General features: G+C 32.9%; 14 protein-coding genes and 1 riboswitch. Of the genes, 1 reads left to right on the top strand and 13 read right to left on the bottom strand.

Annotated elements, in window-relative coordinates:
* Positions 1 to 21: 21 nt before the first annotated feature.
* The gene (locus DFP97_RS12280; protein WP_114380286.1) at positions 22 to 960 is read right to left on the bottom strand and encodes a stalk domain-containing protein; all 939 of its coding nucleotides are present in this window, start codon (positions 958 to 960) and stop codon (positions 22 to 24) included.
* Positions 961 to 1,154: 194 nt separating this feature from the next.
* Here DFP97_RS12280 and DFP97_RS12285 point away from each other — a divergent pair, with 194 nt between their 5' ends.
* A complete protein-coding gene (locus DFP97_RS12285; RefSeq protein ID WP_114380287.1) occupies positions 1,155 to 1,490 on the top strand; it encodes a PilZ domain-containing protein in 336 nt (111 codons plus the stop codon).
* A gap of 101 nt (positions 1,491 to 1,591) precedes the next feature.
* Here the strand turns inward: DFP97_RS12285 and DFP97_RS12290 are convergent, their stop codons facing one another.
* From DFP97_RS12290 to DFP97_RS12340, 12 genes are all read right to left on the bottom strand, one after another.
* Positions 1,592 to 2,275: a hypothetical protein gene (locus DFP97_RS12290; protein ID WP_114380288.1), complete on the bottom strand. Its 684-nt coding sequence runs from the start codon at positions 2,273 to 2,275 to the stop codon at positions 1,592 to 1,594.
* Between the two features lie 117 nt (positions 2,276 to 2,392).
* Positions 2,393 to 2,551 (bottom strand): hypothetical protein, encoded by a 159-nt coding sequence (locus tag DFP97_RS30725; protein ID WP_181873488.1) that lies wholly within the window; start codon positions 2,549 to 2,551, stop codon positions 2,393 to 2,395.
* Positions 2,552 to 2,599: 48 nt separating this feature from the next.
* Positions 2,600 to 2,684: riboswitch (cyclic di-GMP riboswitch) on the bottom strand.
* A 158-nt stretch (positions 2,685 to 2,842) separates the two neighbouring features.
* Positions 2,843 to 4,207, bottom strand: coding sequence for a mannose-1-phosphate guanylyltransferase/mannose-6-phosphate isomerase (locus DFP97_RS12295; RefSeq protein WP_114380289.1), 1,365 nt, complete (start codon positions 4,205 to 4,207; stop codon positions 2,843 to 2,845).
* 38 nt (positions 4,208 to 4,245) lie between these two features.
* The gene (locus DFP97_RS12300) at positions 4,246 to 5,433 is read right to left on the bottom strand and encodes a glycosyltransferase (RefSeq protein ID WP_114380290.1); all 1,188 of its coding nucleotides are present in this window, start codon (positions 5,431 to 5,433) and stop codon (positions 4,246 to 4,248) included.
* 11 nt (positions 5,434 to 5,444) lie between these two features.
* On the bottom strand, positions 5,445 to 6,611 hold the full coding sequence (locus DFP97_RS12305; protein WP_114380291.1) for a glycosyltransferase family 4 protein: 1,167 nt from the start codon (positions 6,609 to 6,611) through the stop codon (positions 5,445 to 5,447).
* A 29-nt stretch (positions 6,612 to 6,640) separates the two neighbouring features.
* Complete coding sequence (locus DFP97_RS12310) at positions 6,641 to 7,738, bottom strand: glycosyltransferase family 4 protein (protein ID WP_114380292.1); 1,098 nt, start codon at positions 7,736 to 7,738, stop codon at positions 6,641 to 6,643.
* Positions 7,710 to 8,894: a hypothetical protein gene (locus DFP97_RS12315; protein WP_114380293.1), complete on the bottom strand. Its 1,185-nt coding sequence runs from the start codon at positions 8,892 to 8,894 to the stop codon at positions 7,710 to 7,712. The genes DFP97_RS12310 and DFP97_RS12315 overlap by 29 nt, the downstream gene beginning before the upstream one ends.
* Position 8,895: 1 nt before the next feature.
* Complete coding sequence (locus tag DFP97_RS12320) at positions 8,896 to 10,008, bottom strand: glycosyltransferase family 4 protein (protein ID WP_114380294.1); 1,113 nt, start codon at positions 10,006 to 10,008, stop codon at positions 8,896 to 8,898.
* A 2-nt stretch (positions 10,009 to 10,010) separates the two neighbouring features.
* Positions 10,011 to 10,784 (bottom strand): glycosyltransferase family 2 protein, encoded by a 774-nt coding sequence (locus DFP97_RS12325; protein ID WP_114380295.1) that lies wholly within the window; start codon positions 10,782 to 10,784, stop codon positions 10,011 to 10,013.
* An 11-nt stretch (positions 10,785 to 10,795) separates the two neighbouring features.
* Positions 10,796 to 12,277 carry a hypothetical protein gene (locus DFP97_RS12330; RefSeq protein WP_114380296.1) on the bottom strand — a complete coding sequence of 494 codons (1,482 nt, stop codon included), beginning with the start codon at positions 12,275 to 12,277 and terminating at the stop codon, positions 10,796 to 10,798.
* The gene (locus tag DFP97_RS12335; RefSeq protein WP_114380297.1) at positions 12,261 to 13,580 is read right to left on the bottom strand and encodes a lipopolysaccharide biosynthesis protein; all 1,320 of its coding nucleotides are present in this window, start codon (positions 13,578 to 13,580) and stop codon (positions 12,261 to 12,263) included. Before DFP97_RS12335 ends, DFP97_RS12330 begins: the two co-directional genes overlap by 17 nt.
* The gene (locus DFP97_RS12340; RefSeq protein WP_114380298.1) at positions 13,558 to 14,376 is read right to left on the bottom strand and encodes a hypothetical protein; all 819 of its coding nucleotides are present in this window, start codon (positions 14,374 to 14,376) and stop codon (positions 13,558 to 13,560) included. Before DFP97_RS12340 ends, DFP97_RS12335 begins: the two co-directional genes overlap by 23 nt.
* Positions 14,377 to 14,404: the final 28 nt, after the last annotated feature.

Consider the following 14,404-nt stretch of genomic DNA (forward strand, 5'->3'; position numbering starts at 1 on the left):
TATTTATTGGCAGTATTCTATTTATGCCAAGCCTTCGGCAATCGCTCGCCCTTTCGCAAGCTCTTCATTGAATTTTGCCCGATAATCAGCGATAATCGCTGTACTGTAGCCGTTCGCTGTGAGTTTAGCAGACGTATCCGCCATAATAACCTCAAACTTCGACGAGCAGCTGTCCAGCTCTTGCAAGCCCTTCGCCTTCAGCTGAGCTTTACCCGCATCATCGGCCGCCACATATTGTAAGGCAATGTCCATTAAAGCAGCCTGACAGCTATTACGCAGCGAGGTTAGCTTCGCTTCCGCATCAGCTGTAATTTGCTTTTCGGTAAGCTTTACACTGCCTGCTCCCGAGCCCGCTCCACCGACTTCAGCACCGCCGCCGGTTCCTGGCAAAACAATTTCCTCTTCCGTTCCGTGCTCCGCACGATAAGCCTCAGATTCTGCGCTAACCGTCTTCGTTACCGGATCCCAGTCGATTACGGTACCTACCGATTCCGACAAGAAGCGAAGCGGCGCATAAATCGAACCTTTATAGCCATAGAGAGCTTGTCCCGCTGGCAAAGCCTCTACTTCCCCGTCGAACTCAAGCGTCGCCTTTACCGGTTGAATGTTAATTTCAACGCTAGCCTTCGGCGTCTGATTACCTGTGGTCGCGCTTTGCAGCTGCTTCTTCAGCGCTGCAAGCTCCTGCTCCGTCGGCTCGGAGATTGAAGCTTTCGCTCCATCCCACTTCACTGACTTCTGCAATGCGTAGGAAATATAACGAATCGGCACATATGTACGTCCCTGGTAAATAAAAGAGTGCTGGCCTTCGGGCAGTTTAAGGGCTTGTCCGTCAAATTGGAGTGTGACTGGGACGGTTTTTACTTTTACAGAGCTTTCAGCGGCGAACGCACTTACTGAAAGAGTACTACACAAGAAGATGACGATAAGGAGTAATGCTAATAATCTAAGGGTTTTCATAGTCAATTCCTTTCTTATCCATAAAATCGACAATCCTGAAAAAAATTGTCGTTCTGTGTACCTATTTTATTTTAATTGATATTATTAAATAGTACCAGTAAAGACTTGATTTTAGCGGATATCCCGTAGGACTCGTTTCCCATTCTCTGTTGCGGGTTCATATGATTTAATGTAGAAGAAGGGATGTGCTGATAATGGCTACTAGTAACTTACGTTTATACGATCGGCTGAAGGTTTCCTCTCTTTCGGATTTGAAAATAGAAACGATCAACCAAGAGAGTCATTTAACAGAAAATACAGATGTTCTGGTTCGGAATATTTCATTGGGCGGTTTACAATTTGAATCCAATATGTCGTTCCCTGTCGATGAAGGGATTATTTATAAATTTCATAGTGAGTCATATGGGGACTTACATGGGATCATTATTTGGAAAGAAAATGTGGATGGGCTGCTTCAGCACAGATACGGAGTTAAATTCACAGCTCTGAGCAATCAAATGATTGGAGCTATTTTTAAGTTATCTTTTTAAGATCATTAGTGGTTGATATTCGAGAAAAAAGGTTGGCCGCTGGCCAACCTTTTTTTTTGATTTGTGGAGGTTCTTTGATTGTTATTCTGAACCACATTTTATTATTGTACTGCATTAGATATAACGGTAATAGCATCAGCCCTAGCTTGTGCCTTGGCGCTCTCATATTGCGTGCTCCAATCCGGTAACGGTTGATCGCTTAGATCCGCCGCGCTATACTCGCTCTTGGCTTTGCTGATCAATTGATTGAACTGAGCATCGCATTCTGCCTCAGCAGCAAAAACCTTAGTCAGATACTTGTTTTGTATCATCTCAAGCGCAGCCTCATCATTCTTGCCTAGCTCCTGAGTAATTTGTTGAACTAAGCTGCTGCTGCTTGCTTGGCAGGAAGCCTTTAATTGCTGTAAGTCTGCGGTAATTGCAGCATCAATCTCTTGTTTTTTCCGCACATTGTCTTCCGTAGACTTAGCATCATCCGTCGGCTTCTCACTTGTGTCCACGTTATTAGGAGACGGGGATGGCGTTTCATTTTCGACGGAAGTAGACTGCAACTTATCCTCCTGCACTTGCTCTGTTTGCGAAGGTTCTTTTGGCTGATTCTCTTCCTCTTGAACCAATGATGGATCAGTATTAGAGTCTTGACTAGTATCGAAATCGGCAGTCTCTTCTATACGTTGATTCAATTCATCAACTTTATTTAATTTGGAATACAAACTAATGCTGCCGTAAAGAACAATTCCAACCACAACAAGCGAGCCTACAGTAATAATCAGCGATTTTTTCACCTATGTATTTCTCCTGACCTATGATTTCAAATAAATAAGCTGACGCTTGATGAAGACAAAGCGTCAGCTTAAGGATAAAACGTATTCAAATCTAAGCCTGACACGCCGCGAGCTTGCTTATGATAGAACGAGACCCGCCAGCTTGTTCTTATGATGAACAATTTTCGAATAAATCTCCATCCGCTTTGCTTCATCTAAGCAGCCATCTAAGAGCAATTCATGAAACGCAATACAGAGCTGATGCCATTCACGCACAATATTTTCGCGTACTATCATAAGAAACTCCTCCTGGTTTCTACATAAATCACAACGGGAGGCACGATATTCGGTAGCTGGCTGGCATACTCATTCAAGTTTAGCCCCTCTAGCTTTGCGCCACCATTTTTCAATGGCTTTGCCTTTATCGTACGATTTATGTAATTAATTACTTCAATCGTATTTTAACAAAATTATTAGAGGATGTATATCCTTTTGGGGACCTGTAAGAAAATGCAAGGTCGCTATCTTTCGATACAAGTAGTTCTCTTTAACCACTAATTAATTTGAACTTTAAAAATTCAGGATTTATTACTCATCAAACCTCTCAATATCATCCTCCTCTAAATATGAACCCATTTGTACTTCGATAATTTCAAGAGGTATCCACCCTGCATTTTCCAACTTATGTTTCTGGCCTTCTTTTATGAAGATACTTTCACCAGTTCTGACTAACTGTTCAACACCATTTATAGTTACTTTTCCAATACCATTTACGACAATCCAGTGCTCACTTCTACGATGGTGAAGTTGATAACTTAGTTTTTTACCCAGTGCAACCGTAATCTTTTTTATTCTGTAAACATTTTTTTCTTCTTCTATAACCTGATAATGCCCCCATGGCCGGTAATCATCTACGTGATAAACAGTTCGTAAATCATTATTATCATTTAAGATTTTTACAACATCCTTTACCCTCTGTGATTGATCTTTTTGACATATCAACAGAGCGTCTTTATTATCTATAACAATTAAGTCATTTACTCCTATAACTGCAATAGCTTTTTGATTGTTAGAATGGATAAGGTTATTTCTAGATTCAATTAATATACTTTCTTTATTCACAATATTATCTGCAGCGTCTCTATCAAATACTTCATAGAAAGAATCAAAACTACCGAGATCATTCCATCCGATATCCACTGGAACAACTACAACTCTATCTGTTTTCTCCATAATTCCATAATCTATAGATATTCCTTTTTCTATATTAAGATAAACCTCATTAATATCGGTACTTAATTCAAACGCATCGTAGATATTACTAGAGTGTTTTTTGACTTCATTCGAAAAAAATAAAGAATTGAATAGAAAAATCCCACTATTCCAAACATATCCTTCAGCAATATAAGATAAAGCAGTGTCATAATCAGGCTTCTCTTTAAATTCTTTCACTAAGAAACCATTAGATATTTTCTCACCTGGAGATATGTATCCATAACCCGTATTAGGTCCATTTGGTTTTATACCAAAGGTAATAATTGAATCATTAGTTAACGATTCAGATGCCTTTATTATATTAACAAATTCTTGTCCATTTTGAATAACTTGATCTGATGGGAATACAATTATAGAATCATTGCATGATTTTTGAATTCTGTGTACACCATGGTAAATAGCTGGCAATGTATTCTTTACGTCTGGCTCTACTAATATGTTTAATTCATTATAATCATAACCTAGTTCCTCTACTTCCCCCATGACAATAAATTTATACCTTTTGTTTGTAATAACATATATTTCAGTTATATCTGCCAATAACAAGCTTCTTTTAAAAGTTTCCTGAAATAAAGAAGTCTTCGACTCTAATAGTTTAATAAACTGCTTTGGATATCCCTCTCTACTTAGCGGCCATAACCTTGTACCACTACCCCCAGCTAATATGAGTACCTTCATATATCCACATCCTTAATATAATAGAAGTATATTTAAAACTATGTTTTTAGAGCTCTCTCCCACATGCTCATTAACGTTTCTACGTTTGACTCCCAAGAATAATTACTAAATACAAATCCCTGCCCATTTTCTTTATATTTCTCTCTGATATTCTCATCATTAATAAGCAATTCAATTGCTTTAATATACTCTTCTTTTTCATTTGCTCTAATGACTTCCTCTGAGGTAACGTCCGGAACTCCTTGTAATGCAAAATTAGATGCAATAGTTGGCAGTCCACAAGCAAGAGCTTCTAATATTTTATTTTGCATCCCTGTCCCTGAGCGCAAAGGGTATATACCAATCTTCGCCTTCAATAAAAGCTCGCATATATCATCTACAAACCCAGTTACATGTACATTTTTAACAGCACTTAATCTAAGAATTTTATCTACTGGATCTTTACCCACGATATATAATTTATATTTAGGAAACTGTCTCGATATATCGGGCCATATTTCATTCACGAAATAAACCATAGCCTCGACATTTGGAAAGTAGCTCATATTTCCATGAAAAATAACAATATCCTCCTTTACGATATTGTTGTATTTTTCAATATATTCGTTATTGATATATGTCCCATTAGGATTAATAATGGTATTAGCATATTTTAAATGTGAATGTATTAAATCATTTTGTGAGACCAGAGATACAACCTGATAATCATTTGTCATTTTCTTCTCATATTTTTTCAGTAAAACTGCCTCAAGCTTTAATATGCCTTTCAATATAATATTCTCTTTCAATGCTCTTCTTTCCATGTTTAAAGATAATATATCAATCATATCCATTACTTTTGAAGTATTCTTTTTTCTTAGAAGCTCTCCCAGTCTTACTGTTTGAATATGTACTATGTCAGGCGTAATCATATCATATATTTCGGTCATTTGTTTTCTTATACCCTTGTTTGAGTACATGTTAACCTGAAGTGGCTTCCAATTAAATAATGTCTTAATTAGACCTAATATTGATCCTATTTTTCCAAGTCTTACAAATATAATTTTTTTACAATATGGCTGTAATTGGTTTAAAGCCTCTTTCTTTTCATTTTCATTTCTAACCAATGATACTAAATATAACTCATATTTCCCTTTAGGAAGATTGCGAATTTGCTCATAGGCTATCAGTTGATCACCACGATGAGGCGGATAAGGAGGCCTAGTCGTTACATATAATACTTTCATAACGTTTCGTCTCACAACCTTTGGTTAATAATTGTTTTGAATATGTTACCCACTTTAAGTGCAGCATTTTCCCAAGTAAATAGCTTTACTCTTTCTTGGCCACGTATACATAAATCTTTGTACAGTTCTTGATCAAATAGCAATTTTTCAATATCACTAACAGTTTTATCTCTATCATTGTACGAGGTGATAATTGCAGCATCTCCAGCTATTTCAGGCATTGAAGTTACATCCGTTGTAATTACAGGTGTATTAAACGCCATTGCTTCTAATATAGGTAGGCCAAAACCTTCATAATAAGATAAAAACAAAAATATATACGCATTTATATAAAGCAAGTCCAATATTTCACCAGGAACATAATCAAGAAAAATCACTTGTTCACTTATACCGTGCTCTTTAGCCTTACTATAAGCGTCTGAGGTTTCCCATCCTTTTAATCCGGCTATAACAAGTTGAATATCAAGATTATTTCTTTTAATAATCTGATCAAATACTTCAATCGTGTAAATAGTATTTTTTCGAGGCTCAACTGCACCCAAACAAAATAGATATTTATCTTTGATTCCATATTGGACTTTAAATTGTATCCATTCTGATAAGTCCCTATCTTTCTCTAATGTTTTATTACACCCATTATGAACAATATCAATTTTCTCTTCATGGACATCTTGTATCTCCAACATAATATCTTGTTTCGCATGATGACTAATAGTTATAATTTTCTCAGCTCTCATTGTGATGCGCGGTGTATTGTACTTTCTATATATTCGTCCAAGAATCTGCTGTAAACTCTTAGAGTATGGTAGTACCTTTCTTGATTTCATAAACATTACATCATGAATAGATACAACTTGAATACTGTTCAGCCATAATGATCCGGTATTATATGGATGCCAGAATATATCTATTTTGTCTCCCCTAACTCTCTTAGGCAACTTCAATTGCTCCCAAATAAAATAGTTTGTAGCATCTAATACCACTAGTTCATAATTAAGCGATTCTAGTATTTTTTTAAGCTCCACGTCAATCTCTCTATCAAAATAAAGAATAATGTCATTAGTAAGACAGTTGCGTAAATGCAATAAGATATTATATAAAACGTTCCCCATTCCTCTTCTTTCACCATTGATATATCTTGCATCTATCCCAAGCCTCATGCTTACTAGTCCTTCCATAATTTACTCTAGAACAAGACTTCATAAAACTATCCTTTTCCAATTGAAACTTCTTCTATATGCCTAACCAAATTTTTGACACAATTAGTTAAGTTGTATTCATCCCTAATCTTTTTCATATTATTTTCTCGGAGTCGCCTTATCATATATTGATCATCGAAGATGGTCCTCACTTTATAAACAGTATCCAATGTATTATTTCGATCAATAAAAAAACCATTTTCCATGTCTACAAATATCTCGGGTATGCCTCCTATTCTCGTTGTTAAAACTGGAAGGCCGGTTGCCATACCCTCTAAGATTGTTAAGGGTAGCCCTTCATTTTTGGAAAGACATATTAACATATCAGAGATCCAATAATACTCTTCAACATTATCAATTTTCCCTGCTAACCTTACTTTTTTTTCAAGTTTATTATCTTTAATGTATTTTTCAATGTTTTTCCTTTCGGGACCGTCACCTACTAATATCAATCTATAAGAATTATCTAGATTTTCTATAATGTTTAAAGCATTTAATTGTCCTTTATTATCAGTCAAGGTCCCCACCATTAATATAATTCGATCCCCACTAGTAAAACCTAATTTTTTTCTTAAAAGTTCTTTACTATCTTGGTTAATTGGATGATACTTTTCCGTGTCAACTCCATTGTGGACAACAAATACTTTACGGTTACTATTGAGTTGTTTAATCGTATTTTCTGAAACACCAATTAAGCGATTATATCTACATAATAAAAATTTATAAAATAAAACCCTAAATATACGTTTATACTTTCCATCTTGTTCGTCCACTAGTGATGAATGTTGAATAGCAATTTTTTTATATTTCTTTGGAAAAAGGCTCCCTAAATAAATCGCTCTGTTTCCATTGAACAGGAATACATCCTCCTCCTTATTTATTGAATTTTTTAAGGTATTTTTCTTAATATTAAATAATTCTTTATATTTAATTGAATTCACATTAATATATTCAGTATTAATATCAATCATTTTGTTGTTTTCCCACATATTAAAGTTCGTATACATTCTAATCGTATATTTCAATGAAATTTTCTTTATAATATTATATATATATTTTTCTTGCCCCCCAGTTATATCACTCAAATTTATTATGTTTATTTTCATTTGCAAACCTCCTTGTTATATAATATAGAACTGGTAAAATAACAATTAGTCTGCCAAAAAAGAAGCTGAAATCCAATCTAAATAACAGAAATAGTTTGCAAACTTGCAATATATATATACCATACAAAAAAGAAGAGTTATATTTGATTGCATTGTTTCTAAGTATCTTCAAATAAAATCCTGCACAATAAAAGAAAAAAATAACACCTAGTATTCCCCAGTTCCAATAAGAATCAACAACTCCAGTTATTCCGATTCCAAATGGATAACTTGCTACTTGATAACTTGAATAACCTAATATATCAAGCATATATTGTCCATTTGCTGTGTAATATAACGGTTTAATACCAAGAGGTATAGCTATCATATAAAACCCTAAATTATACAATATAAGAAATGGTTTATAGTTTGTAACATTAAACTGTAAAGCATTAATTGTATCTGTACCATGTTTTAGTATCAACATATCCCCGCGATTTAGTATCTGGAAACTAAGTATAATTACTACACAGGAAGCAATTGCAATTGTTGAGAACCTTAACTTTCTTTTTACATTTTCTAATAAAAAAACAAATATTATTATAATTGCTAGAAGCAGATTATACCTGCTATATTCTTCACCTTTTAGGGAATTGATAACATCCGCCATGTAAAATAAACCATAGAATATTACTATAATTAAACTTTTTATAATATAGTTTGTTTTCTTACCATTCATAAAAAATGCATAGATAAATCCAAAGAAAAAAATCGTTGAAATGTCGTCCATTATAAAGACTAATCCCTTAACTATATTATTTTCAGAATAGCTGCTAAAATTAATAATCGCTATTTTTAAAATAATCGCTGTAATAAAATAAATCCAATAACTTTGATTCTGATTCCTCTTTATTCTTTGTAAATTTGAATTCAGTAATTTATTCTTCCAAGTGAATCCCATGATAAGAGAAAACAACGCAACTAGGAATAATAGATAAAATTTCATTAATGATTGTCTATCAATACTTAAGTCTTGGTAATTAAGTGTTGGTACAAGGTATATTACAATATAACTCAATACTACAAGAAACAGAACAGATGTTGTAAATGTCTTGGTTTTTATTATCCTAATTATCAATAGTAAGAGAAGTAACCCGATAATAATTAAATCAAACAATCTATTTCAACTCCTTGATAACACGTTCCACTGCTGTAGAGTTATTCCAATGAGATACTCTGTTCATAATAATAGTCCCATCATAATTCATGACTTGAATCTTTTTTATATTTTCAATTAAAGTACTTACATTTAAATCATATATTATTTGACCTGTTGAATTATCAATTAAATCAGCACCAGCCCCTACGTATTTTGACAATATTACTGGTACTTTAAAGCACATAGCCTCATTAACAACCATTCCCCAGGGTTCACTATTACTAACCAAAATTAATACATTTGCAATTGTATATAGCTCTGCTAACTTCTCTGGCTCCATAAAATCTAATACGATTAACCCTTTTAATCCATGTTCTACTTTATACTGAAAGATTTTATCTTTTAATTCTCCGCCACCAACCATTATAAACTTGACACATTTATCGTCTTCATAAATTTCTCTATATGCATCTAGCATTAATTGAATATTTTTTCTTTCAATAAATTGACCAACATAAAGCATTGTATTATCATCTCGATTTATTCCGTATTTACTCTTGATTTCATTACTTTGTGGCTGCAGTAATTCATGAAGATCAAAGTATTTATCGTTATCAACTGCATCTGGAACAATTGTAATTAACCCTTCATCCACTCCATAGTTAATAATAAACTCTTTTGCTAAGGAACCAGAAACGTAATGATGAACTGCGTTTCTAATACAATAACCCCTCACTTTTCCCAACATCCCTTGGTTGATTGGTGTGTATGGCAGTGTTTCGTTCCACCATATATAGTCTATTTTTAACACTTTGCAGCAAATAGCTGCCATAAACGATGTTAAAGAAGCGTCTCCAATAATTAATTTGTAAGGTCGATGAAATATCAGATAAAATAGTATGCTAAATTTCAGATAAATGAATCTATAGTCATTAAGATTATTTCTTAAGGTCAAAGTCAGACCAAATAGCTTTTTTGTTTTAAATTTTCTTTCTTTAGTTATACTCCATTTTCTGTTCTTTTCTTTATCCGTACATACTATAACTTCTAGCTCAACTCGGTCACCAATTCCATTAAATAAAGGCAGCCTGTATGGGGGAACTATATTGGTAAGTATTGCAATTTTCCTCAAGACTACACCTCTTTTCTAATCGACATCCTTAAATATTGGTACAAATAATATGCTGCAATTATTGGATTTGTTCTAAAAGCAGAAATTGCATGCTTCTTGAAATAAATTTTAAAGCCTAAATATGCTTTCTTAGATAATCCTATCGATCCGGAATCATGCTTATAATATAGAGTTTGAACGCTCTTCACAACTCTACATTCTGAACCATCTAGAATCATCCTTGTCCACATATCCCAATCTTGACAACTTGGTAAATTTTCATCAAATAATCCAGCAGAGATAATATGTGATTTCTTTACCATTACTGAAGGAGATGGAATAAAACATCCTTTTAATATTTCTTTCTTAGGGCTTCCTTCAACTATATTTCTGTACTGATGTAATACTTCTTTCTCGCTATTTACTGTATCCGTCCATGTGTAAACAATTCCAAGCTTTTCATCACCATTACTAAACATTTCGATTTGTTTTTCAAGTTTTTCCGGTAACCATTCATCATCATCATCGACAAGTGCTATGAAATCGTATTTTGCAAGCTTGATTCCACGATTTCTTGAATAGGGCGCTCCTTTATTTTCGTCGTTCCTCAAAAACCTGAACTTATCAAATATTTTAATATACTTAGTTACAAGCTGATCGTACTCGGATCGATTGGGTGAATTATCATCTACAACAATAATTTCATAGCTTTTGAACGTTTGATTGCTAATTGAATTTAGCAAGCGCTCTAAATAATCAGGTCGTTTATAAGTTGGTATTACTATACTAACTTTCATAACAATCCCCTTTAATAAAATTTAAATTCAATTATTGACATCTTACTTTCATCTTCTAATAAAATTAGCTTACCATCAGGAGAATACTCGTATTTATCAACTTCTTTTAAACCAGTGCATGTAACTTCAACATCATGAAGAACCAAGTTGTTTCTTCCATCCAAACGAGTTGAATCCGCTTTGAATAGATATAAATTTACGAATTTTAATAATGAAAATGTACTCGTTTCAATCCTTATATAATCATCTAAAAAACTAAACTTTCTCCTAACAATCCCTAGAGGAGAAATAACCCATAGAGTTTGATTTTTGAGGAAGCTCAACCCCTTCCATCTTGCTGATTTATTAAGCAACTTAGAATAGGGCAAGGGAATACCTTTTAAACTATATAAACTTTTCTGGAATTGTTCACCGCCATAGCATGGAGTAATACTTTTATCTTTGCTGACAATGTATGGAATTGGCATATCATTGGTCCAATAACCGCCAACCCTTGAAATTACAGCCTCATATTTATTCGTTACTTTTTTAATATAGTTGTTGTCAGAATAGTTCTTAGGCGTATTAAATATTGGCTGTGCAACATCTAACTCATTAAGAACTATATTAGCTTTTGCTATGAAAAACCCCATAAATGGCAAGTAATCAAAATAATTATTATATGGGTACCACCCAGCATAGTCAGGATCTTTAATATCTACTGTGGTCGGGATCTTTTGTTGATTCCCATTCAACACCAAAGGAAAACTTCCGTCACTGTTTTGGTGTATTTTTAAAAATTCAACAACTCTCGAAAGATCCCCTAATATAGAAGCATCTCTTGTGTATTTATAGGCCATTGCAAGTATATAAATGAGTGCACCATAGCCAAAAGATTGTCTTTGACCTCTCCCAATATAAATGGTATCCCCTGTTGATAATATGAAATTTCTTATAAAACTTACGCCCAATAAAAAACTTTTTTTAAACTCCTCTTTATCCGTTGCCTCGTAAATCTCAGCAATCATAGCCATTGAAAAACAATGGTATTGAAATGATTTAACATTTTTCTCGTCAAGTATCATACCCGAACTCAACTGAAACTTATTAATTTTATCCCTAGCCTCTCTAAGTGCTAATTCTTCATCCTGTTTTGCAATTAATCGGGCAACACTTCTTAAGAGCGTCCAATTTGTACAAGGAGTATGCTTAAATTTTAGTGGATAAATATATTTCAAAATATCCTTATCGCCTGAAAATGAATAGTACTGCAAAAGTGCATAATTATTAAACTCCCAATGAAATTGAGAGTCTAGTTTGTCAATTTTTTCATATGAGTTTATTATTTTTTCTTTTATTTCCGGCTTGAGTACACCTAGCATTCGCATAAGAGCCAGTGTGTATGTCTCTCCATAAAACGTTCTACATTCAAAGTCTTTTTTATCCTCTAACCAACTATTAATAAAATCAGAAATTTGATTACTTATATTAAATATTTCATTTTTTATATCCATTTTTGAAAAAACTCCTTAAATACTTAATATCATCACTAATATATTTTATACTACTAAAATTGTACGAATGCTTTTTGATTTCTCTAATAATCAATAACAGCCAAATTATCGCAACAACTACATTGGTTAATGATACTCCTTGCGGCCCCCAGTAACGTGAACTTAAGTAATATAATAAAACAGTAGCTAAGAATACTGGGATATGCACCGATACAAATAGCGACTTAACTGAACCTTTAATATTAATAAAAGCATTTAAAGGTGAAGCAAATGATTTAACAATTACTAATCCCGCAACAATTGGTATCATATAGCTATAAATCACATCAACATTTGATAATCCTGTTATTATCATTAAATAGAATTTCCCTAAAACTAAAAAGCCGATCAGTGTGAGGATTCCAATATATATAGAAAGTCTAATAAAAATATTAGATATTCTATTTGCATGCTCATCATTTTTAGCGTGTGAGAGTGCAACGCTATTTTGATATCCAAAGATCATTGGAATTATATTTGCTACATTTGCACTTGTTAATGCTATATTATAATTACCAATCACACTTAAACTCACGAAAAATGATAAAAAGAATGTATCAGATTTATATATAAAGCCAGTAACAACCCCATTTAAATGCGTCCATAGTGAATATCCAAGCAAACTTTTTTTGATAAAATGAAAATCAAAATTTTCTATTCTCATAACTGTTTTGTAATCAATAAGTTTCCTTGAATAGACAATCCATAAAATGATATAACATAATGAAACTAATAGATCCTTCATTGCAACATATGTCATCGAAGGAGAAATAAACAATCCACAAGTTAATAAAATATTAAGAACTGATCTGTATATCGCAATCCTTGTCACTACTTTTTGTTTGAAAGTTGAAGTAGTATAAATTACAATAGGTGCAACAATAGAATCTGAAATTAAGATTGCTGTGATTGAAACTATCGCATAAAAGAAATTCAAGTTGTTATGTGCTTTTACAAGGTATTCTGCTAATACTAAAGCTACAATTATAAAACAAATACATTTGACCACATTAAAAACTGAAAAGTTTAAAAAATATTTATTTAGATTATTACTATACTCTTTATGATCCCTGAGAATGATTGACTCTAAAGAAATATTAATAACATTCACGAAAACATAATATCCAAGAACTACCCCCATGATTCCGTAGTCTTCAATATTTAATAATCTAACCAATAGAATCGATATTATTAATTGTGTTCCTATAATAAAGAACTTCTCAACAAGAGACTGTATAATATTAGTGATTATTTCTCTTTTCATTCAACTTTGTCCTTACTTTCCACATTAGTTTTGTTCCTTTTTTGATACTAGTCATTGGATATGCACTTGGATTAAATATTTTAAGAAATATGCCTTTCGTACTTGGAGATAATTCGCCTCTGTACCATAAATATTTTTTAAGCTTCTTATTTTTTAATAATATGTTAGTCAGCCACTGCGGAAGCGGTCTAGTTTGAGCCCACTTCGTACATATTTTAATTACTTCCTTATCATATATTTTAGGTAACATTCGTACATGAACAACCCATTCATCGCCACTATCTCTTACATACATAACAGGTTCCATTTTTGCCGGTACAATTGAATCAATAATACTTACATTTAGATCTAATTTATTTCCTATTAATTGAACAAGATCAACAGGATATTGATGATATATATTAGATTTTTTATGATATATCGTTTTATCAGAAATTCTTGCATAATTAAACCACTCTTTTTTAAATCTGAACCTCATAACAAAATCCATAAAATTAGTGTCTTCCAAACATTCAGCTTTGACCATTCTAATTACTTCATTCTCATTATTTATTTCATCTACAATCTCTAAAGCCCACTTTCCTTCATTCATTTTGGTTATAATATTTGCTTTAAACATTGAATTATTATATTCAAATTCCTCTTTAATCGACTTATATCTCCATCCAATTCCATCCTCTAATGAAAAAAAAGCCGACGAATCAGCTGTTTCAAACCCCCAAGGATAGATTATATTATTTCCATTGACATAAAGCCTACTGATTACATTTTTATCTATTTCCCAGCTTAGTTTCATAATACTAGTTCCTCCATTACTTCTTATT

This window comes from Paenibacillus prosopidis (assembly GCF_003337375.1).
Classification (GTDB): Bacteria; Bacillota; Bacilli; order Paenibacillales; family Paenibacillaceae; genus Pristimantibacillus; species Pristimantibacillus prosopidis.

Coding starts and splice junctions, on each gene's coding strand:
- DFP97_RS12340 (WP_114380298.1), bottom strand. CDS start 14,376: ATGAAACTAAGCTGGGAAATAGATAAAAATGTAATCAGTAGGCTTTAT.
- DFP97_RS12280 (WP_114380286.1), bottom strand. CDS start 960: ATGAAAACCCTTAGATTATTAGCATTACTCCTTATCGTCATCTTCTTG.
- DFP97_RS12305 (WP_114380291.1), bottom strand. CDS start 6,611: ATGGAAGGACTAGTAAGCATGAGGCTTGGGATAGATGCAAGATATATC.
- DFP97_RS12310 (WP_114380292.1), bottom strand. CDS start 7,738: ATGAAAATAAACATAATAAATTTGAGTGATATAACTGGGGGGCAAGAA.
- DFP97_RS12330 (WP_114380296.1), bottom strand. CDS start 12,277: ATGGATATAAAAAATGAAATATTTAATATAAGTAATCAAATTTCTGAT.
- DFP97_RS30725 (WP_181873488.1), bottom strand. CDS start 2,551: ATGATAGTACGCGAAAATATTGTGCGTGAATGGCATCAGCTCTGTATT.
- DFP97_RS12295 (WP_114380289.1), bottom strand. CDS start 4,207: ATGAAGGTACTCATATTAGCTGGGGGTAGTGGTACAAGGTTATGGCCG.
- DFP97_RS12325 (WP_114380295.1), bottom strand. CDS start 10,784: ATGAAAGTTAGTATAGTAATACCAACTTATAAACGACCTGATTATTTA.
- DFP97_RS12335 (WP_114380297.1), bottom strand. CDS start 13,580: ATGAAAAGAGAAATAATCACTAATATTATACAGTCTCTTGTTGAGAAG.
- DFP97_RS12300 (WP_114380290.1), bottom strand. CDS start 5,433: ATGAAAGTATTATATGTAACGACTAGGCCTCCTTATCCGCCTCATCGT.
- DFP97_RS12285 (WP_114380287.1), top strand. CDS start 1,155: ATGGCTACTAGTAACTTACGTTTATACGATCGGCTGAAGGTTTCCTCT.